18 protein-coding genes are annotated in these 20,179 nt (G+C 42.5%); all 18 read left to right on the top strand.

The features are described 5' to 3' along the window. The first annotated feature begins 5 nt into the window (after window positions 1-5). Entirely contained in the window at window positions 6-1,685 is a 1,680-nt protein-coding gene (gene mshL / locus C9J48_RS19805; protein WP_006232388.1) for a pilus (MSHA type) biogenesis protein MshL, read from the top strand. Between the two features lie 3 nt (window positions 1,686-1,688). Then, window positions 1,689-2,531: an ExeA family protein gene (locus C9J48_RS19800; protein ID WP_006232389.1), complete on the top strand. Its 843-nt coding sequence runs from the start codon at window positions 1,689-1,691 to the stop codon at window positions 2,529-2,531. Between the two features lie 2 nt (window positions 2,532-2,533). Further along, entirely contained in the window at window positions 2,534-3,757 is a 1,224-nt protein-coding gene (locus C9J48_RS19795) for a tetratricopeptide repeat protein (protein ID WP_006232390.1), read from the top strand. A 4-nt stretch (window positions 3,758-3,761) separates the two neighbouring features. Then, a complete protein-coding gene (locus C9J48_RS19790; RefSeq protein ID WP_006232391.1) occupies window positions 3,762-5,474 on the top strand; it encodes a GspE/PulE family protein in 1,713 nt (570 codons plus the stop codon). A 10-nt stretch (window positions 5,475-5,484) separates the two neighbouring features. Next, window positions 5,485-6,705 (top strand): type II secretion system F family protein, encoded by a 1,221-nt coding sequence (locus tag C9J48_RS19785; RefSeq protein WP_006232392.1) that lies wholly within the window; start codon window positions 5,485-5,487, stop codon window positions 6,703-6,705. Window positions 6,706-6,751: 46 nt separating this feature from the next. Next, a complete protein-coding gene (locus C9J48_RS19780; RefSeq protein ID WP_242610861.1) occupies window positions 6,752-7,171 on the top strand; it encodes a hypothetical protein in 420 nt (139 codons plus the stop codon). Between the two features lie 24 nt (window positions 7,172-7,195). Continuing rightward, complete coding sequence (locus C9J48_RS19775) at window positions 7,196-7,786, top strand: prepilin-type N-terminal cleavage/methylation domain-containing protein (RefSeq protein ID WP_006232394.1); 591 nt, start codon at window positions 7,196-7,198, stop codon at window positions 7,784-7,786. 13 nt (window positions 7,787-7,799) lie between these two features. Continuing rightward, window positions 7,800-8,282: a type II secretion system protein gene (locus tag C9J48_RS19770; RefSeq protein ID WP_006232395.1), complete on the top strand. Its 483-nt coding sequence runs from the start codon at window positions 7,800-7,802 to the stop codon at window positions 8,280-8,282. Between the two features lie 88 nt (window positions 8,283-8,370). Beyond that, window positions 8,371-8,883, top strand: coding sequence for a prepilin-type N-terminal cleavage/methylation domain-containing protein (locus C9J48_RS19765; RefSeq protein ID WP_036803940.1), 513 nt, complete (start codon window positions 8,371-8,373; stop codon window positions 8,881-8,883). Beyond that, complete coding sequence (locus tag C9J48_RS19760; RefSeq protein ID WP_006232397.1) at window positions 8,873-9,421, top strand: type IV pilus modification PilV family protein; 549 nt, start codon at window positions 8,873-8,875, stop codon at window positions 9,419-9,421. Before C9J48_RS19765 ends, C9J48_RS19760 begins: the two co-directional genes overlap by 11 nt. Then, window positions 9,421-10,209, top strand: coding sequence for a PilW family protein (locus C9J48_RS19755; protein WP_006232398.1), 789 nt, complete (start codon window positions 9,421-9,423; stop codon window positions 10,207-10,209). Before C9J48_RS19760 ends, C9J48_RS19755 begins: the two co-directional genes overlap by 1 nt. Then, window positions 10,181-10,633, top strand: coding sequence for an MSHA biogenesis protein MshP (locus C9J48_RS19750; protein ID WP_242610862.1), 453 nt, complete (start codon window positions 10,181-10,183; stop codon window positions 10,631-10,633). Before C9J48_RS19755 ends, C9J48_RS19750 begins: the two co-directional genes overlap by 29 nt. After that, the gene (locus C9J48_RS19745) at window positions 10,626-15,380 is read left to right on the top strand and encodes a LamG-like jellyroll fold domain-containing protein (protein WP_006232400.1); all 4,755 of its coding nucleotides are present in this window, start codon (window positions 10,626-10,628) and stop codon (window positions 15,378-15,380) included. Before C9J48_RS19750 ends, C9J48_RS19745 begins: the two co-directional genes overlap by 8 nt. Before the next feature lie 194 nt (window positions 15,381-15,574). Next, entirely contained in the window at window positions 15,575-16,618 is a 1,044-nt protein-coding gene (locus C9J48_RS19740) for a rod shape-determining protein (RefSeq protein WP_006232401.1), read from the top strand. A 40-nt stretch (window positions 16,619-16,658) separates the two neighbouring features. Beyond that, window positions 16,659-17,519 (top strand): rod shape-determining protein MreC, encoded by an 861-nt coding sequence (mreC, locus tag C9J48_RS19735; protein WP_006232402.1) that lies wholly within the window; start codon window positions 16,659-16,661, stop codon window positions 17,517-17,519. Beyond that, window positions 17,509-17,997 (top strand): rod shape-determining protein MreD, encoded by a 489-nt coding sequence (gene mreD, locus C9J48_RS19730; RefSeq protein WP_006232403.1) that lies wholly within the window; start codon window positions 17,509-17,511, stop codon window positions 17,995-17,997. The genes mreC and mreD overlap by 11 nt, the downstream gene beginning before the upstream one ends. Before the next feature lie 105 nt (window positions 17,998-18,102). Further along, window positions 18,103-18,693 carry a Maf family protein gene (locus C9J48_RS19725; RefSeq protein ID WP_006232404.1) on the top strand — a complete coding sequence of 197 codons (591 nt, stop codon included), beginning with the start codon at window positions 18,103-18,105 and terminating at the stop codon, window positions 18,691-18,693. A 12-nt stretch (window positions 18,694-18,705) separates the two neighbouring features. After that, window positions 18,706-20,175, top strand: coding sequence for a ribonuclease G (gene rng, locus C9J48_RS19720; protein ID WP_006232405.1), 1,470 nt, complete (start codon window positions 18,706-18,708; stop codon window positions 20,173-20,175). Window positions 20,176-20,179: the final 4 nt, after the last annotated feature.

Here is a 20,179-nt window from a genome sequence, read left to right as displayed (position 1 = left end):
CTAGCATGCGTGGATTTGTAATAGGAATACTTTTAGCCTCTTTATTAGGCTGTTCAACCAATATGGGACATCAAGACCCGGTTGAAATAAAAGAAGCGTTAAATGTTGCTGCAAACGAGGCGAATAGTCGTCCGTTAGATGATTTACCTTCAGCGGTTAATGATGATTTGATGCCGAGCTTTGGCACTAATGATTACATGGCATCATCAGCTTTAGAGAAACGTTTTCGTGTTAGCGCACGAAATGTTGAGGCACGTACCTTTTTTGGTAGCCTAGTGAAAGGCACGCAATTAAACATGGTGATCCATCCCAATGTACAAGGTCGCATCTCTTTAACATTACGGGATGTAACGTTAGACGAAGTCTTAGATGTTGTTTCTGATATTTATGGTTATAGCGCCACACGTAAGGGGAATATAATTCAAATATTCCCAGCGACATTGCGTACCGAATCAATTCCTGTTGACTATTTACAGCTTAAGCGCCGTGGCATTTCCCTGACTTCTATCACTACAGGCTCAATTACGAACAGTGATTCAGGTTCATCGAGTTCAAATAGTAGCAGTAACAACAGTAATAGCAGCAATTCGAACAATAGCAGTAGCAGCAACTCAGACAGTGGTTCAAGCGGTAATAATTCAAGTACAGCTACTGGTGGTACAACGATTGAGACAACGTCTGAAAGCGATTTTTGGTCGCAGTTAGAAAAAGCGGTACAAGCAATGATTGGCTCAGGGGAAGGGAGAACTATTGTTGTTTCACCGCAAGCGAGCTTGATCTCGGTGCGTGCTTATCCAAATGAGTTGCGTGAAGTGAAAGAGTTTCTTGGTGTGTCGAAAAAGCGGTTAAAGCGGCAAGTTGTGCTTGAAACCAAAATAATGGAAGTCACACTTAGCGATGGTTATCAGCAAGGCGTTAACTGGAGCAATATAACCTCAAGCATTGGTGGTACCGATATTATCTTTGGGCGCACTGGTCCGGCAGCCCTACCGGGTGGTGATGCTATTTCATCCTTATTGGGCGGGCAAACCAATGTCACTATCAGTGATGGTAATTTTGAGGCGGTACTGAGCTTTCTTGAAACACAAGGCGATCTGAATGTGCTATCTAGCCCGCGAGTGACAGCTGCTAACAACCAAAAAGCCGTGATTAAAGTCGGTGGCGATCAATACTTCGTTACTGATATTTCTGGTGGTGAAGTCAGTGGTGATAACAGCACTTCAGCGCCAGATATAGAACTCACCCCATTCTTTTCTGGTATCTCATTAGATGTTACTCCGCAGATTGATGATGAGGGTGGCGTGTTGTTACATGTTCACCCGACTGTTGTTGAGGTGGTTAACGAGACCAAAGATATCGATTTAGGTGCAACATTCGGCGTGTATAAATTACCACTCGCTAAAAGCTCTATCCGAGAATCTGACTCGGTCATTTTTGCTCGTAGTGGTGATGTTGTCGTTATCGGCGGTCTGATGAAGTCAGCAATTAATGATCAAGTCTCTAAAGTTCCTTTCTTAGGTGATATTCCAGGTCTTGGGCATTTATTTAGAAACGTCAATAAAGTGCAGTCGAAAACGGAACTGGTGATTTTGCTGAAGCCGACAGTGGTTGATGATCAGACGTGGCAGCAAGAGATCGAACGATCTCGTGCATTGGTAACTGAATGGTTCCCTGAGCAAGGTTGAGCCATGTATCAGTCTCACTTTAGATTAAATCAAGCCCCTTTTGCTTTAACGCCAAATACGTCGTTATTTTATGCATTACCTCCTCATTTGGAGGCAATTCAAACGGTATTGTCAGCGTTAGAAATGGGTGAGGGAATTATTCAAATCTCGGGTGAGGTGGGTACAGGTAAAACACTGGTGTGCCGCATGCTGATCAATCAACTGCCAGAACGGTTTGATCTGGCGTATTTGCCGACCCCTGCAATGAACGGGCATGAATTGCGGGCTGCTTTAGCGAATGAACTGAATTTAAGCCGAGATGGTGATAACACCATGCTCACTGAGCGTATTCACAACGAATTGATCCAACGAAAAAGCCAAGGGAAAACTGTGGTTGTATTGCTGGATGAAGCGCAAGCCTTGCCCGATGAGGCGCTTGAAGTCATTCGCTTGTTGGGCAATTTAGAAACGGAGCAAGAAAAACTGCTTCAGATTGTGTTGCTTGGCCAACCTGAATTAGATCAACGTTTGGCTCAACATAACTTGCGCCAGTTTCGCCAGCGAATTACTTTCCGCGCTAATTTACGGCCGTTAGATTTGGCTGAAACAATTTCGTATATTGAATACCGCTTGCAGCAGGCTGGCTGCCATAAAGTCTTGTTTACTCTGTCTGACTACCGTGCTCTATGGAAATCTAGCCAGGGAATTCCAAGGGTGATTAATCAGTTATGCCATAAGGCATTAATTGCGGCATATAGCAGCAACCTGCGGAAAGTCACGAATAAAGAAGTACTAATGGCAATTAAAGATACATTAAGCGCACGACAACCTAAGTGGACATATCCCGTATTATGGGGATGGAGTTAAGCATGAGTGAAATAAATAAAAAGCTTAACGAGCTTGCGCAGCAAAACGCAAAAAACACAGCTAAAGCGGATCCATTAGTTGCCGCTTATATCAGGCCAGTACCACCTAAAAAATGGCCATTAGTGGCAGCCGCAGGTCTGTGTATTACTGTGCTATCTGGGGCTGTTGGCTGGTGGTTTGGTCAACAAGGTCAACCGGATACGACTGTAGCCGCTTCATATGCAGAGGTTGAACTTTCCACAGTAAAAATAGCAAAGCCTATTGCTGAAAATCCAGCTGTCGACGTGCCTGTAGCATCAGTTGAAAGCATTGTCACAGCGTCTATACCAGAAGAAAAATTTGAACCTAAACCTGAATCTGAAATCAAGGCAGCCCCTAAAGTGGCGCTGCAAGTAAAATCAGCGCCTAAGCCCGTTGTTGAGGTGAAGATTAAAGAAGTTGCTAACATTGCACCAGCGCAAGTAATGTCTACAAAAACAATATCAGCCCAAAGAGCGCCAGCTACGCCTAAAAAAGCAGTGCCTAAACTGGCCCCCATAGCGGTTGAGTACGCTGGACATCAAGAAAACCCGCCTGAGAACGTTGCTGAAGAAACTGCGTCTTGGGAGAATGATGATGAAGGTTTAAGCATTGAGACGGTAGAGTTGAATACTAAGCAACTTGCTAATATTGAATACGAACGAGCAATGAAATTGCTGAAGCAAGGCAACAGCAAGAAAGCCATTACCCATTTAGAATCAGCCATTAAATACCAGCCAGATTGGATTAAAGTGCGTCAAAAGCTGGCGGCACTGTATTACGGTAAAACGGATACCCGTAAAGCGGTGGCTGTGTTGCAGCAAGGGTTATCTCGAAGTGGCGAGCAGCCAGAACTCCGCTTAACCCTCGCTAAGCTCTTGGTGAATGAATCACAACCGCAAGCGGCATTAAATGTATTAGCGCGAACTCCCAAAGAAGAAAATTCTGCTTATATGGCGATGCGTGGTGCGTTATCACAACAGCTTAAAAATAATGCAATGGCGCTTAATAGCTACCAACAATTAGTGAAGTCAGAGCCTTATGATGGACGCTGGTGGATGGGGTTAGGCATTGCATTAGAGCGTGACAGCAATAGTGATAAAGCGAAAGAAGCGTATCAACAAGCCTTATTAATGGGTAGGGTATCCGCGAAATCACAACAATTTATTCAACAACGCTTGTCATTATTATCAGCAAAAGAGAGCTAAGACGATGCAGATTAGATTAAGAAAACGTCTTGGTGACTTGCTGGTTGATGAAGGCATTGTTGCTCAAGCCCAATTAGAACAAGCACTTTCACAGCAGCAAAGCACAGGGCGAAAGCTCGGCGATACATTGATCAACATGGGGTTCTTAACTGAACAACAGATGTTGTCGTTTTTGTCGCAACAGCTTGATATTCCTTTAGTCGATTTAACGCGCGCTAATGTTGATATGGAAGCGGTATCGTTACTCTCAGAAGTGCATGCTCGCCGTTTACGTGCATTGGTCATCGATCACCGTGGTGACACCGTTCGAGTGGCGATGAGTGATCCTGCCGATCTTGCAACGCAAGAAGCGGTGTATAACCAGCTAGGTGAATATCGCGTTGAGTTGGTAATCGCCCGAGAACGTCAATTGATTGCGGCATTTGATCGTTATTACCGACGCACGAAAGAAATCGTTTCGTTTGCAGAGCAGTTACAAGCTGAACACAAAACGGATTCAGTGTTTGCTTTTGGCTTTGATGATGACAACGAAGAAGTCACCGTTGTTAAGCTGATCAATTCATTATTTGAAGATGCAATTCAAGTCGGTGCGTCAGATATTCACATCGAACCTGATACCGATGTATTGCGTATTCGCCAACGTATCGATGGCGTACTGCATGAAACATTATTGAATGAAGCCAGTGTGGCATCGGCGTTAGTCTTACGTCTTAAATTAATGAGTGGCCTAGATATTTCTGAAAAACGTCTGCCACAAGATGGACGTTTTAATGTCAAAGTACGTGGGCATTCAGTTGATGTGCGTGTTTCTACCATGCCAGTGCAACATGGCGAATCGGTTGTCATGCGTTTGCTTGACCAATCGGCTGGTATTCTAAACCTCGATGAAGTCGGCATGCCAATAGATATTTTGCAGCGCTTTCGTCGGCAGTTAAAACGCCCTCATGGCATGATTTTAGTAACTGGCCCTACTGGTTCAGGTAAAACCACCACGCTGTATGGCGCACTCAGCGAATTGAATAAGCCGGGTAAAAAACTGATCACAGCTGAAGATCCGGTGGAATACCGTTTACCACGGGTTAATCAAGTACAAGTGAACAGCAAAATTGGTCTGACGTTTTCTTCTATATTACGTACCTTCTTACGTCAGGATCCAGATATTATTCTGGTGGGTGAAATGCGTGATCAAGAAACGGTCGAAATCGGTTTGCGTTCAGCGTTGACTGGCCACCTAGTGTTATCCACCTTACACACCAATGATGCGATAGACAGTGCTCTGCGTATGATGGACATGGAAGCCCCTGGTTACTTAGTGGCGAGTGCAGTGCGTGCGGTATTAGCCCAGCGTTTAGTACGTCGTGTATGTCGTGACTGTGGTGAAATCGAAACCCCCGATGCCGCCCAAATCCAGTGGTTAAAGGCACGCTTCCCTGAACATCAACACCGTGAATTTCACCGAGGGCGAGGTTGTCAAACCTGTAACTTCACAGGTTACAAAGGGCGTATTGGGGTGTTTGAATTACTCGAAATGAATCAAGCTATGATGGATGCCCTGCGTGATAATAACGCGGTCTTATTTAGTCAGATAGCACGTGAATCTGAAGGTTACCAACCCTTAGTTGCTTCAGCGATGGGATTAGCACTTGAAGGGCGAACGAGCCTAGATGAAGTATTGATTCTGGGTGACGGCGATCTTAATGATGGCTTTCTGGTATAGGACATAACTGATGCCAGTATTTAATTACCGTGGTCGAGGTAGCAAAGGCCAATTACAACGCGGACAAGTAGAAGCGGTTAACCAAGAGGTTGCTGCCGATGTACTGATGCGCCAAGGCATTATTCCTTTAGAAATTCGTCAAGGAAAAGCTAAAGGAGATGGCTTCGATTTTAAACAGCTATTTCAAAATGATATTCCACTAGAAGCGTTGGTGATTTTTTGTCGTCAGCTTTACAGTTTAACCAAAGCCGGTGTGCCGCTATTAAGGGCCATTAAAGGGTTAGGCCAGAGTGCTAGCCATCCCTTAATGAAAGAAACATTGGATGCAGTTATGACTGACTTAACCAATGGTCATTCATTGTCGGCTGCGATGAAACAGCATCGTCGGGTTTTTTCTGACTTGTTTGTTTCGATGATTCACGTTGGTGAAAATACCGGTCGACTGGATGAATCCTTATTACAGTTAGCTCACTATTTTGAACAAGAAATGGAAACACGCCGCCGAATTAAATCAGCGATGCGTTATCCGCTGTTTGTGATCTCCGCGATTATGCTCGCGATGGTGGTATTGAATATTAAAGTGATCCCTCAGTTCGCGTCGATGTTCGCGCGCTTTGGTGTCGATTTACCGTTACCAACTCGGATCTTAATTGGCACGTCAAATTTCTTTGTTCACTATTGGCCGCTAATGCTGGGTGCCGGAATCGTTAGTGGATTAGCGCTCAAAATGTGGCGGCGAACCCCTAACGGTCAAGAACGTTGGGATAGTTGGCGGCTTAAAACCCCTGTAGTGGGCCATATTGTTAACCGCGCTCAAATGTCACGTTTTTCTCGTACCTTTGCCTTAATGATCAGAGCAGGCGTACCGCTGAACCAAGCTATTCAAATGTCGGCAGAAGCGCTGGGTAATCGCTTTTTAGAAAACCGCTTAATTGAAATGAAAAACGGAATTGAAAGCGGTAACAGTATTACCAGTACCGCAACCGATTCAGGGGTGTTTACTCCGTTAGTCTTGCAGATGATCGCGGTCGGTGAAGAAACAGGTCAGGTAGATAACTTGCTATTAGAAGTCTCTGATTTTTATGATCGTGAAGTTGAATACGATTTGAAAACCTTAACAGCACGCATAGAGCCACTTTTACTGTTGGTTGTTGCTGTAATGGTCTTGATTTTAGCCTTGGGTATTTTCCTACCAATGTGGGGCATGCTTGATGTTGCACGGGGTGTTTGATCGACATCGTTTTACTCGATTGAAAGGGTTTATTTGGTTGACACTTATGCTGTTACTAATAGCCGTTCTACTTGGTAAATGGTCACAACTGAATAAAAGACTGGAAGAGACAAAAGTAAAATTGACGGTCAGTAATTTTTATAATAATGCAGTAAGTCTACGTAATTTATGGGAACTTAATGATAAACCCAATTATTTAACCGTTGATAATATAGAACTGAGTTTTACTGAGTTTGGATGGCCAATCGTGATTGAATCAAGACAAATAAACTGCGAGAAAATGTGGTTTTTATTATCTGGCGATCAAGAAAGCTCACCTTATATAACTTTGTCTAATAAAAGAACTGTGAACTCAAATGGTTATAATTCTTGTGAATACCAAATTATTGACGGTAAAGGGCTGGAATTATCTTATGAACATGAGACAATACATATCGACGGTTTTTTGACGCAAGTCACGATGTAATATTGACAAGAGTATTCGTAAAAAATGAAAAAACAAACTGGTTTTTCCCTTGTTGAATTAGTGATTGTCATCATTGTTGTCGGTTTATTATCTGCTGTTGCATTACCTCGTTTTATTCAAATAACGGATGAAGCCAAGAAGTCATCAATTAAAGGTATTGCGGGGGGGTATGCCACTGCTGCATTGTCTGCCCGTGCGCAGTGGGAAGCTTATGGTCGACCGACCGATGATAATAGCCAAAATGTCGTGAATTATGACGGAACGGTTTTTTCATTAACCAAAGCAATCGCTGATGATTCAGTGCGCGATGGTTATCCGTTTGCATTAGAAGCAAGTAACAAAAGTGATGTAAACAGTGTTGATGTGAATGACTGCTTAGATCTGATCAATAACCTATTACAAAACCCGCCGTTAGCGACGACGTCATCGTCAGATGCTACCAATGGCAACTATTTATTTTACGTCACTGTTGAAGGCTCGGATGCCAGCAAGCAGTGTCGTTATTACCAACTAGCTTCGGCTGGTACCAACGGTTCAGGTTCAACAGATGTTGAAGCGGGACATTCATTTATCTACAAACCGGCCTTTGGCCAAGTCGAAGTAAATTTACAATAATTAGGAGTGAGTTATGAAACGTCAAGGCGGCTTTACGCTAATCGAATTAGTGGTTGTGATTGTTATTCTGGGTATTTTGGCAGTAACAGCTGCACCACGTTTCTTGAACCTGCAAGATGATGCGCGTAATTCAGCACTGCAAGGTTTGAAGGGTGCAATTGATGGAGCATCTGGTATTACCTACGGTAAGTCTGCTATTGAAGGTATTGAAGCTGTTAGCTCTGCAACAACTTCAAATAGTATTAATGTTGCTTTTGGTTACCCAAAGAAAGATGCGCTTTCAGGTGTAGTTAATGGTTTAACTGATGATTGGGTAGTTGCTCTACCTGCCGCAATTAGTGGAGCAGAACTTACTGATAAGCAAGTAGCGTATACTTTTACTGGTTATTCTGACAGAACAGAAAAAGGTTGTTATGTCGTTTACACTGAAGCATCAAGTGCAACACAGCCTGCTGGTGTTGCCGTTGTGGAAGGTAATGGTTGTAGCGCCAATTAATGAAATATAGAGCTCTTCGGAGCTCTATTTAAAAAAGGCGCGCCTATGAGTGCGCCTTTTTTAAATAGAAATAACTGGTAGGTGATGTGTGCCAAGGAATAATCGAGGTTTTACCTTAATTGAATTGATCGTGGTGATTATTCTGGTCGGCATAATCAGTGTAACGGCAAGCTCTCGCTTTTCGAGTATGAATAGCATTAGCGCGCCTGTGTATCGTGATCAGGTGATTAGTTCATTACGGCTAACCCAAATGCGTGCAATGCAAACTCGTGATGTTTGCCAACGTTGGCTGCTTGACGGTGATAAAGCCCGCCAAGTCGATATTGAACAACCCAAAGTGAATGCAACGTCTTGCCAAACCTTGACCTTTCCTTCTGGTGATGCATTTTGGCAAGATCAAACAGCCCTGCAAGTTGACGACTCAATCAATACCCGCTTTACGCTTTCTATTGAAGGCAATGCTAGCCCACTACCTTTTGGTTTGGATTTTGATAATTTAGGTCGAATTAGCCAATGCACCAATGGGTGCCAAATCACCATTATCGGTTCAGAGACATTGCCCATTTGTATTGAAAAAGAAGGGTATATTCATGCGTGCTAACCATGGTTTTACGCTTATTGAATTGATTATCGCGATTGTACTGATTGGTATTACTGTTGCGGGTATATCAACGAGCCTGTTTCCTCAGTCACGACAAAGTGCTGAAATAATATTAGCGTCACGCGCTGCTGAATTAGGCCATGCCGTTATGGATGAAATCATCAGTCGTCAGTTTGATCATAACAGTGGGGCATTAGGCGGTTTACCTGTATGTATTAGTAATAATGATCCTTTAGCAGATGGTGAAAAAAGATGTACTTCACCAGGTGACCTCGGTCCTGAAGATGCAGAGACAGAGCGGCAACACTTTAATGATGTGGATGATTTTCATGGTTTAAGTGGCAACGTTTCTGATGTGTTAGGTGAAGATCTCAGTGATATCTATGTTAATTATAAAGTGAATATCAGTGTTTATTACGATACTGATCTTGATGGTAAACCTGATCTAGTAAGTGGCGATCGCAAGCGTATCGATGTTGTGGTTATCGACCCTCAAGATAACCAATATCAATTTGCTGTGTATCGAGGTAATTTTTAATGAAAGCATTAGGATTTACTTTGATCGAAATGATCATGGCAATGGTTTTATTGTCGATAGTGGGCTTATCTTTAGCGGGTATTATTACAAAAAGCTCACAGATTTATGTCGATACCGCCGCTCGTGAATTAATTTTGCAAGAAGGTCGGTTTGTTGCTGAACGAATAGTCAGAGAGCTACGTTTAGCGGTACCGAATAGTGTGGTTTTATCCCAAGGTAATACGTGTGTCGAGTGGGTGCCTGTGCGTGCTTCTGGCATCTATTCCGATCTACCGCTAACCCCTAAAAATGAATTAACCATTATTCCAGACGGAACAATAAGAAAAGATCAAAGAGTCGTCATTTATCCTACCAGTGCAGTTGATATATTCTCTCCTGAGGCACCTGTTGGGGGCGAAAATAAAACGGCCATCATTTTAGATAATGTCGATTTTACTGCCTCGAATACTGAAAATATGGTTCAGCTGAAAATAGCAGAGCAGACGCTTTTTCCTTCTGGTTCTCCAGCAAACCGCTTTTATATTTACGACACGCCTGTTGCGTATTGTATTGAAGCCAATCAAATTTGGCGTTACAGCAACTATGCGTTAGAACGAGAAACGGTGAATACCCCTAATTTTTTAAATGCAGAAAGAAGCCTGATGGCAGAAAACGTCACTGAATTGGAATTTAATACCTCAAACGCAACGCTGACGCGTAATAGTTTGGTGAAATTTCATTTAATTATCTCAGCTCGTGGAGAGGAGGTTCGTTTTGACCATGACGTTCTTATTGCCAATGCACCCTAAATCAACCATGCGTAATCAAGGTGGTTCAGCATTAGTCATGGTGTTATTTATGATTGTTGTTTTGGGCTCTTTAGCGGCTTTTGGACTACGAAATATAGAACGAAGCAGCGATGCAATCATGCATGAAGTTGTCGGAACGAGAGCAGATATGGCCGCGAGGTCTGGCGCCCAACTAGACATCAGTGCGTTATATCAAACGACTGATAAAGGTTCTTGCCTTATCGGTAATCAGCAAACCTACACCTTTACAGGGGCTGGCTTAAATAATTGTGAAGCCAAAGTGAGTTGTGCAGTTATTGGGGTGAATAAAAGAGAGCAGACAGTTTACCGTTTAGAAAGTGAAGGTTTTTGTACTGTTGGTGATCAAAAAATAAAAAGAGCGATTGAAGTCGGCTTGCTAGGGGATGAAAAAGATAATGAATAATATTTTTCCACGTTTTAAGTTCTTCCCGTGCGTATTCATTGTTCTATTGCAGTTATTGTCATTTTCTAGTTTTGCTAAAAATTATGATCTCGATAATACGAGTAAGTATCCACCTTGTAGCCAAGGTAATTGGTCTAAAAACGGTGCAATGCTCACCTGTAATGGGAAAATGGAGTTAAAGGAAAATGATAAGATTAGATCCAATACGGCTTATACCTTAGTCGCCAATGCAGGTATGAAGCTCGATGAAAATATAATCGGTCAAGTAGGCTCAAATATTGATTTACGTACTAACCATGACGGCTTGGATATTAAGGATGCGGTTGTTTACGGTGATATATATAGTACTTCTGGGAAATTAACGGCTGAAAAAATAGAAGTGCGAGGCATTATCGATGTTGGTGGTGATATTGATATTAAAGGTGGTGATAATGTCATTACGCAATCTATTACTAGTCGCAATGGTAAAATTAAGCTTAAAGATACAGATGTTAGCGGTCCAGTTTTAGCATCTGGTGAAATTAATATAGATGATAGTGATATTGGCGGTAGTGTTATAAGTGATAACAACAAAATAACGCTACACGGCTCAACGATTGAAAGTAGTGTCACTGCGTCAGGTGAAGTACATATAGGTAAGAGTAATGTTGGTGGCAGCGTTACAAGTATAAATAATAAAGTAAAGTTACATGATTCAACAATTGAAAGTAGCATTACAGCTTCCAATGAAATTGATATCGATGATAGTGACGTTGGTGGTAGCGTAAAAAGTGAGCATAATAAAGTTAAATTAAAAGAATCGGCTATTGAAGGTAATGTTACTGCGTCCAATGAGATCACTATAGAGAATAGTGATGTTGTCGGTAATATTAAAAGTGTAAATAATAAAGTAACACTAAAAAAATCCTCTTATATTGATGGAAACATAGATGCAGCTTCTCATCAGGTCGTTAAGTTTGATGATTATGATCATCACCCGAGTACTGTTACTGGGTATTGTCGACCGATCAGCGATCCTGAAAATGCGTGTAATTCCGAACTTGTAAAGCCTGTATTGTCATGGCAAATGGATGAAGATGCTTGGCAAAGTGGTAACAATAGCGTTAAAGATTCATCTGGTAATGAATTGCATGGTACGGCTAATAATGGGGCAAATACAATTACCGACAAGATAAGTCGGGCACTGACTAATGATGATTTAGGTTTTGGTACCTGTAACTATGGAACATTTAACGGACAAAACCAGTTTGCCGAAATAGCACATAATAATAAGTTGAGTTTTGACGATAATTTTACCATTTCGGCTTGGGTAAAACCGACACAATATCCAGATAGTGATTTGAAAACAATAATTTCAAAAGATGGGAATTATGAATTTCATATTAACTCTGAAGGGTTTATATATTGGTGGTGGGAGCAGCAAGGTAATAGTAGTCAACATTCATTGTTGAGTACTAAGGCCATCCCACTAAATGAATGGACCCATATTAGTATTCGTTATAAAAAGGCAACTGGTAGTGATAAAACTAGCCAATGGATCTTTATTAATGGTGAACTTGACGCGACTTCAGAAGTTAAGCATAAAGTACAAACGAATAATTTGCCTTTTCAAGTAGGCCAAGATCAAGGTATTGCCTCACGTTTTTTCAACGGCAGTATCGATGAAGTGCGAGTATTTAATACTGCGCTAACTGATAGACAGATATCAGAATTAGCAGAAGAGAGACATTTTTGTGATGACGTTGTTAATGAACCAGGCTTTCGCTATGGTCGAGTGAGTTTTACCACTACAAAGATTGAGTTCGAACAGGCATTTCCTACTGACTCTGAACCTTTGGTTTTCTTATCTCCATCAATCAATGCATTAACACCGGACCAAGATGGTCCTGCCACGTTAAGGCTTGTATCTGTTACTAATACTGGTTTTACTGTTGAAAAAGTCGAGCCTCATGCTCCTGCTGCCAATTATACGCCAAGTCAAAAAATGCAGAGTGTCGATTATGTTGCCGTACTAGAAGGTGAAACAACACTGTCTAATGGGCATAAAATTTATGCCAGTAAAATAAAATTACGTGAAGATAATGACGTTCGAGAATTACAAGGCTCTAAGAACGGTAATCCAAGTAATGCGGATAGAGGCTGGAAAAATATTAGTTTTCCAGCCCAGCAGTTTTCAGGTAAGCCGACGTTAATGTTGGAAATACAAAGCCAAAATAACTCGCGCTGGCTAACTGCCGCAGGTAACCAGCTGACTCAAAACGGATTTAAAGTTGCGCTTGAGCAATCTGAAGTGCGGGGCGGTAATGCGAATAACACTGAAACTGTCGCTTACATGGCTTCGATGCCTAGTGTCGGTGATTTTGATTTATTTGGTAAGCGGGTGTTTTATGATTTTCAGCACGCCCGTTCTGGTATTTCCGGTGGAACACAAAATTTTCTGACTCGTTGTAATGAAACAACTGATTTCAAATATACGGGTTTTACAGCACCACCAGTAATGGTTATCGGGAAATTATCTCGTTCTGGTAATAATGGAGGTTGGATCCGTCGCTGTCATCGTGATAATACCAGAATGAGTATTGTGATGGATGAGGATCAAGATTCAGATAAAGAACGTTCTCACGTTGTTGAAGATGTTTCTTATATGGCATTTTCAGTTGAATCAGATACGACAGTGCCAGAGTTTCAGTTTGGAGCATATCCAACCTCGGCACTGACCTGTACCCCGATTAATATAACAGTGAATGTTGTCGATAAAGAAAGTGGCAACCCGATAACGGATTATGAAGGCCAAATAGGGCTTGCAACTAGCACGGGAAAAGGTGATTGGCAGTTATTCAATGGTAATGGTCAATTCATTCCGGGTAACACTGATTCAGGTAATGCCAGCTACCAGTACCATATTGCCGATTCTGGTAGTGCGACATTTACACTCAGTTATTTTCATACAGGTATTATGCAAATAATGCTGAAAAGCCCGTCAGGCGAAATATTAAAAGAAACAGATGACATAACTTTTAAAGCTGAAGGTCTCAAACTTGAACGTACAAGCGATTACCCTTATGGACGGAAATCGGCCATTGCGAATAAGCCTTTAGGATACAAGTTATCGGCTGTGACTGAAGACCCTTCAGCGCAAGGGCAATGTAACCCGATCGAATCTTTTGACGGGGAAAAAGAGGTTGCCTTTAATTTCACTTATGTCACGACAGCTGCTCGGAAAGTCCCCCCTTATATTGATTCATCACCATTAAATATGGCAACAGATACTCCGTTAAAAATGGCTTTTGTAAAAGGTGTGTCGAATTTTGATTTCAAATACGTAGAAGCTGGTGCTATCCAGTTGATTATTAAGCATTCTGATGGTGTGGCTTTACCCCCTGAAGAACCCGGTAAAAATTGGCTATCGCGCGAAATTATTAATGTAAGCCCATGGTTAGTGGCTGCTGATGTAGAAGGTAACTTGTCTGGGGTTGCAACTGATTCTGATAAAGGGTTTAAAGCTGCTGGTGACGAATTTACTGTTAACTATAAAGCGGTTATCTGGGATAAAAACATAGCTAATACTATTGGCTTACCTAAATCTGACCCTAGCGGTTTAGCCGTTACTGAAAACTTTAACAGTAGCTATGCTGCAGATGTGATCCCAGTGGATACAACCCCTAGCAGTGGAAATGTGGGTGATCTAAGCTTCCCTTCTACTTTGTCTTATGTATTAGGTAAATCAGTTGAAGCGATACCAGCAACGTATGGTGAAGTGGGTAGCACAAAGTTGGGAGGCACTGGTGCGAAGAACTACCTGATTACTGGTAATGACATCCCATTCTATACCTATAAGAATATAGGGCGTTTTTATCCGAAATATTTTTTAGTGTCAGGTGCTAAGCATACTGATAATTGCTCGGCCTTTAATTATTTAGGTAATTCAAATAGTTTAATTAATTATACCTTAACCGCTAAAAGTACAGGTGGCGATACAACTGAAAACTATGATAGTAAGTTGGGATATAAAGCATTAGCTATAGATAGTAATTTCGACCTAAATGGTGAAGATTCAAATGATGGTGTATCGCTTAAGGATCAAATTAAAAGGTCAAGCTCGGCATTTTCTTGGAGTAAAGGGCAGGTGCAAGCATCTTGGTATTATAAGCTAGTCAAAAATACCACTCCTCAATCCCCATTTAATCAATTTGTGCTGAGCCTTGAAGGTGAAGGGCCTGATAGTGTGCCACTTAAACCATTGAACGAGCAGCCAGATGATAATTTTGGAGGGGCATATACCTCAAAACTGGCGAGTGCTCTCATTTTCCGCTGGGGGCGGGTTCGCTTAACGGATGCTTTTGGCCCTGAGGTATCCCCGATAACGGCTCCTGTCTATATTGAATACTATGACAAATCACAGGCGTTTGTCGTTAATGTTGAAGATCAATGCACAACGCTGACGTTATCTGATTTCTCTTTTATTGAGGGAAATGACTCTTCAAAGATTCCTGTCGGTGGTGGTACGACGGCAGCTACATTTAGTGATACGGATAAAGGAGAGGGAGAATTCACATTTACAGCACCGGGGGCTGGCCACCAAGGTATCGTTACGCCAACGTTAGATTTATATTCTGCTGGTTATCCATGGCTGCGAGTAGATAAAACGGGCAATGGGCAGCTTGATAATATTGAGCAAGCTCAAATCCAATTTGGCTTGTATCGAGGCAGTGACAGAATTATTTGGTGGCGAGAAAAGTTAGACTGATAAGAACAACGAAGCGTTTACCAAAAAAATAATTTATCAAATATAAAAGCGAAAAGGGCATGAATCAGCTGCTTAACTAAATTAAATGCGGATCTGTGGCAGGTTTGACAAACGATACCTTGTCTCGATCCCTGCCCCTTGGTACATTTAGCGCAATTTAAAGAATTTTGAGCTTTCAGGATTAGTCGACGACTATGTTTAAAAAACTTCGTGGCATGTTTTCTAACGATCTCTCTATTGACTTGGGTACCGCCAATACCCTTATTTATGTCAAAGGACAGGGCATCGTTCTCGATGAACCTTCAGTAGTTGCTATCCGTCAGGATCGCAACGGATCAGCCAAAAGCGTTGCTGCTGTTGGTCATGATGCAAAACTGATGCTGGGTCGTACACCTGGTAACATTGCAGCAATTCGTCCGATGAAGGATGGTGTAATCGCTGACTTCTACGTGACAGAAAAAATGCTGCAGCACTTTATTAAGCAAGTGCATGACAATAGTTTCTTACGCCCGAGCCCACGTGTATTGGTTGCTGTTCCTTGTGGTTCTACCCAAGTTGAGCGCCGTGCAATCCGTGAATCAGCACAAGGTGCTGGTGCGCGTGAAGTGTATTTGATTGATGAGCCAATGGCTGCTGCTATCGGTGCAGGGATGCCTGTGTCTGAAGCGACAGGCTCAATGGTGATCGATATCGGTGGTGGTACAACAGAAGTTGCTGTTATCTCACTAAACGGTGTGGTGTATTCATCATCTGTACGTATTGGTGGTGATCGCTTTGATGAAGCGGTAATTAACTACGTACGTCGTAACTACGGTAGCTTGATTGGTGAAGCAACAGCTGAACGAATCAAACACGAAATCGGTTCAGCTTACCCTGGCGATGAAGTACTGGAAATTGAAGTACGTGGTCGTAACCTTGCTGAAGGTGTACCGCGCAGCTTTACGCTAAACTCGAACGAAATCCTTGAGGCGCTACAAGAGCCGCTAACAGGTATCGTATCTGCAGTTATGGTTGCACTTGAACAGTGTCCGCCAGAGCTAGCATCTGATATTTCTGAGCGTGGCATGGTACTAACGGGTGGCGGTGCATTGCTTCGTGATCTAGACCGTCTACTAACAGAAGAAACGGGTATTCCAGTAGTTGTTGCTGAAGATCCGCTAACATGTGTTGCACGTGGTGGTGGTAAAGCATTAGAAATGATTGATATGCACGGTGGCGACCTCTTTAGCGAGGAATAATGCGACCCCAAGCAATCGACAAAACAGGTTATAGCGTTACATGAAACCTATATTTGGCAGAGGTCCTTCTCTGCAATTACGCCTGTTTCTTGCCATATTACTGTCGGCTAGCCTAATGTTGGCCGACAGCCGCCTTGATGCCTTTGCAAACGTACGTTATTTGCTGAACTCAGCTATTGCTCCCCTTCAATATGCCGCTAACTTACCTCGAGAAATGTTAGATGGTGTATCAAGTCAAGTGAGCTCACATCAGCGTATTTTGTCAGAAAATAAAGCATTGAAGCGTGATGTTCTGGTTATGCAAAGCGAAGTATTATTGCTCGATCAGTTAAAGCAAGAAAATCAGCGTTTAAGAGAGCTATTAGGTTCACCTTTCGTTCGTGATGAACGCAAGATGATAGCCGAGGTAATGGCGGTAGATTCTGATCCGTATAGCCATCAGGTTATGATCGATAAAGGCCGTATTGACGGTGTTTATGAAGGTCAGCCTGTGATCAACGAAAAAGGTATCGTGGGTCAAATATCGTATGTTGGGGCTCATAATAGCCGTGTATTACTATTGATCGATCCAACGCATGCCATTCCGATTCAGGTTGTACGAAATGACATCCGAGTGATCGCATCAGGCAGTGGTCAGAGTGATTTGATGCAGCTTGAGCACGTACCAAGCAGCACTGATATCGAAGTGGGTGATTTGTTGGTTTCATCGGGGCTTGGTGGGCGTTACCCTGAAGGGTATCCGGTCGCTTATGTCACCGAGTTTTCATTTGATAACAAACGTCCATTTGCGCAGATTAAAGCCCGTCCTACGGTACAATTTGATCGCTTGCGTTACTTGTTATTAGTATGGCCAACTGAACGAGAAAATATGCTAGAAGAGGTACCGACAAGTGGCGAGTAGTCGACCTAATGGCCGTATGCTAATTTGGCTTACATTCATTTTTGCATTGATTCTTCAAGCGGCCCCGTGGCCTGGAGTACTGGAATCATTTCGCCCTTCATGGGTGTTATTGATTACCTGTTACTGGGTATTGGCATTACCACACCGTGTTAACGTGGGGTCGGCACTGATTGTCGGTTTACTGTGGGATTTAATGCTAGGGTCAACCCTAGGTGTTCGCGGGCTGATGATGTCAGTACTGTGTTACATCATTGCTTTAAATTTCCAGATGCTACGGAATTTATCCTTGTGGCAGCAAGCCGTTATTATCGCCGTACTCACATTAGTGGGTAAACTGGTTGAATTCTGGGCTGAGTATTTAGTGTCAGAGATTACCTTTGATCCCCAACAATTATGGGCAATTTTACTTAACTTCTTGTTGTGGCCATGGTTATTTTTATTATTACGTCGTGTACGTCGTAAGTTTTCTATTCGTTAGTGTTACATTGTTATTAGACAATGACGAAAGGGGAGCGTGTTTTTGCTCCCTTTTTGTTTCATGTAGTTTGGTTATGTTCCGAACATCAATATTTAAAGAGTCGTTATGTCAGCAGTACAACTTTATCTCGCATCAGGTTCACCTCGACGCCAAGAACTATTAACACAATTAGGCTACCAATTTGAACGTGTGGTGGTGGATGTTGAAGAGTGTCATCAGCCTAGTGAAACGGCTGAGCAGTATGTTCAGCGATTATCGCGAGATAAAGCGGCTGCTGGTGTGAAGGAAATTAATGCCACTAAAACGGCGGCAGCAACAACTCCTGTTTTGGGGGCTGATACTATTGTTGTGGTTGATGAAACGATTTTAGAAAAGCCAAAAGATTTTAATGATGCGCAGCGTATGTTGAAATTACTATCAGGGCGTCAACATCAAGTGATGACATCTGTTACGGTAGCAACAGCAGAGCGTGAAGAAACCCAGTTAGTGGTTACCGATGTTTGGTTTAAAACTTTGTCTGAAAACGAAATAGAAAAATATTGGCAAAGTGGCGAACCACAAGACAAGGCTGGTAGCTATGGCATTCAGGGGCTGGGTGGCAAATTTATCACGCGAATTGATGGCAGTTATTATGCTGTGATGGGGCTACCTTTAGTGGAAACCGACGTCATGGTTCAGAATTTTTTAAGTTTATAAATTGAGGCAACCATGAGCATTGAGCTGCTAGTAAACGTGACGCCAAGTGAAACTCGCGTTGCAATGATTGAAAGCGGAAATCTACAAGAAGTACATATTGAACGTGAATCAAAACGTGGCATCGTCGGGAATATCTACAAAGGTCGAGTAAGCCGTGTTTTACCCGGTATGCAAGCTGCATTCGTGGATATTGGTTTAGATAAAGCGGCATTTTTACACGCATCAGATATTGTTCCTCATACAGAATGTGTTGCTGAAAACGAGAAAAAACAATTCCAAGTTTTGGACATTTCAGAATTAGTTCGTCAAGGGCAAGACATTGTTGTTCAGGTGATTAAAGATCCTCTCGGAACGAAAGGCGCACGTCTAACGACCGACGTTACATTACCTTCGCGTTATTTGGTCTTTATGCCAGGGGCGAGCCATGTTGGTGTGTCTCAACGCATTGAAAGTGAAGAAGAACGTGAGCGTTTAAAAAAGGTTGTTAAATATCACTGTGACGATCTTGGTGGCTTTATTATTCGTACTGCAGCCGAAGGTGCAAGTGAAGATGAGCTAGGGCAAGATGCAGCATTCCTTAAGCATCTATGGCGCAAAGTTATCGAACGCCGTGCCAAACTGAAGCCAAAATCGATGCTGTATGGTGAGCTGGGTTTAGCGCAACGTATTTTACGTGACTTTGTAGGCACAGAATTAGATCGTATTCAGGTCGACTCTCGTCTTGGCTTTGAAAAATTAAAAGAGTTCACTGAAGAGTTTGTCCCTGAAGTGAATGACAAAATTGACTACTATGCCGGTGAGCAGCCAATTTTTGATTTGTTCGATACCGAGAATGAGATTCAGCGCTCGCTAGATCGTAAGGTTGAATTGAAGTCTGGTGGTTACCTGATCATTGATCAAACAGAAGCGATGACGACGGTTGATATTAATACCGGTGCCTTTGTGGGCCGTCGTAATCTAGAAGAAACCATTTTCAACACTAACATCGAAGCAACTAAAGCCATTGCCCGTCAATTACGCTTACGTAATCTGGGTGGCATCATCATTATTGATTTTATTGATATGGCAATTGAAGATCACCAACGCCGAGTTCTCGCTACATTAGAGCAAGCTCTGTCTTTCGATCGGGTTAAAACCAATATCAATGGCTTTACTCAGCTAGGCTTAGTAGAGATGACGCGTAAACGTACCCGAGAAAGTATTGAACATGTACTGTGTGGTACTTGTCCTACTTGTGAAGGGCGTGGCACGGTTAAAACCGTTGAAAGCGTGTGTTATGAGATCTTGCGTGAAATTACGCGAGTGAATCGTGCTTACGATGCCGATCGTTTTGTCGTTTATGTGTCACCCGCTGTTGGCGATGTGCTGGCGGGTGATGAGTATCATGCATTGGCTGAATTGGAAGTCTTTATTGGTAAGCAGGTAAAAGTGAAACCTGAGCCGCTTTATATCCAAGAACAGTTTGATGTAGTGATGATGTAATTGA

It is taken from the genome of Photobacterium profundum (assembly GCF_003026285.1).
Lineage (GTDB): Bacteria > Pseudomonadota > Gammaproteobacteria > Enterobacterales > Vibrionaceae > Photobacterium > Photobacterium profundum.
This window is presented reverse-complemented; position numbering and strand designations above follow the sequence as displayed.

What these genes read in the sequence shown, in the direction of transcription:
- mshL (WP_006232388.1), top strand. Translation starts at nt 6, where the DNA reads ATGCGTGGATTTGTAATAGGAATACTTTTAGCCTCTTTATTAGGCTGT.
- C9J48_RS19800 (WP_006232389.1), top strand. Translation starts at nt 1,689, where the DNA reads ATGTATCAGTCTCACTTTAGATTAAATCAAGCCCCTTTTGCTTTAACG.
- C9J48_RS19795 (WP_006232390.1), top strand. Translation starts at nt 2,534, where the DNA reads ATGAGTGAAATAAATAAAAAGCTTAACGAGCTTGCGCAGCAAAACGCA.
- C9J48_RS19790 (WP_006232391.1), top strand. Translation starts at nt 3,762, where the DNA reads ATGCAGATTAGATTAAGAAAACGTCTTGGTGACTTGCTGGTTGATGAA.
- C9J48_RS19785 (WP_006232392.1), top strand. Translation starts at nt 5,485, where the DNA reads ATGCCAGTATTTAATTACCGTGGTCGAGGTAGCAAAGGCCAATTACAA.
- C9J48_RS19780 (WP_242610861.1), top strand. Translation starts at nt 6,752, where the DNA reads ATGCTGTTACTAATAGCCGTTCTACTTGGTAAATGGTCACAACTGAAT.
- C9J48_RS19775 (WP_006232394.1), top strand. Translation starts at nt 7,196, where the DNA reads ATGAAAAAACAAACTGGTTTTTCCCTTGTTGAATTAGTGATTGTCATC.
- C9J48_RS19770 (WP_006232395.1), top strand. Translation starts at nt 7,800, where the DNA reads ATGAAACGTCAAGGCGGCTTTACGCTAATCGAATTAGTGGTTGTGATT.
- C9J48_RS19760 (WP_006232397.1), top strand. Translation starts at nt 8,873, where the DNA reads ATGCGTGCTAACCATGGTTTTACGCTTATTGAATTGATTATCGCGATT.
- C9J48_RS19755 (WP_006232398.1), top strand. Translation starts at nt 9,421, where the DNA reads ATGAAAGCATTAGGATTTACTTTGATCGAAATGATCATGGCAATGGTT.
- C9J48_RS19750 (WP_242610862.1), top strand. Translation starts at nt 10,181, where the DNA reads ATGACGTTCTTATTGCCAATGCACCCTAAATCAACCATGCGTAATCAA.
- C9J48_RS19745 (WP_006232400.1), top strand. Translation starts at nt 10,626, where the DNA reads ATGAATAATATTTTTCCACGTTTTAAGTTCTTCCCGTGCGTATTCATT.
- C9J48_RS19740 (WP_006232401.1), top strand. Translation starts at nt 15,575, where the DNA reads ATGTTTAAAAAACTTCGTGGCATGTTTTCTAACGATCTCTCTATTGAC.
- mreC (WP_006232402.1), top strand. Translation starts at nt 16,659, where the DNA reads ATGAAACCTATATTTGGCAGAGGTCCTTCTCTGCAATTACGCCTGTTT.
- C9J48_RS19725 (WP_006232404.1), top strand. Translation starts at nt 18,103, where the DNA reads ATGTCAGCAGTACAACTTTATCTCGCATCAGGTTCACCTCGACGCCAA.
- rng (WP_006232405.1), top strand. Translation starts at nt 18,706, where the DNA reads ATGAGCATTGAGCTGCTAGTAAACGTGACGCCAAGTGAAACTCGCGTT.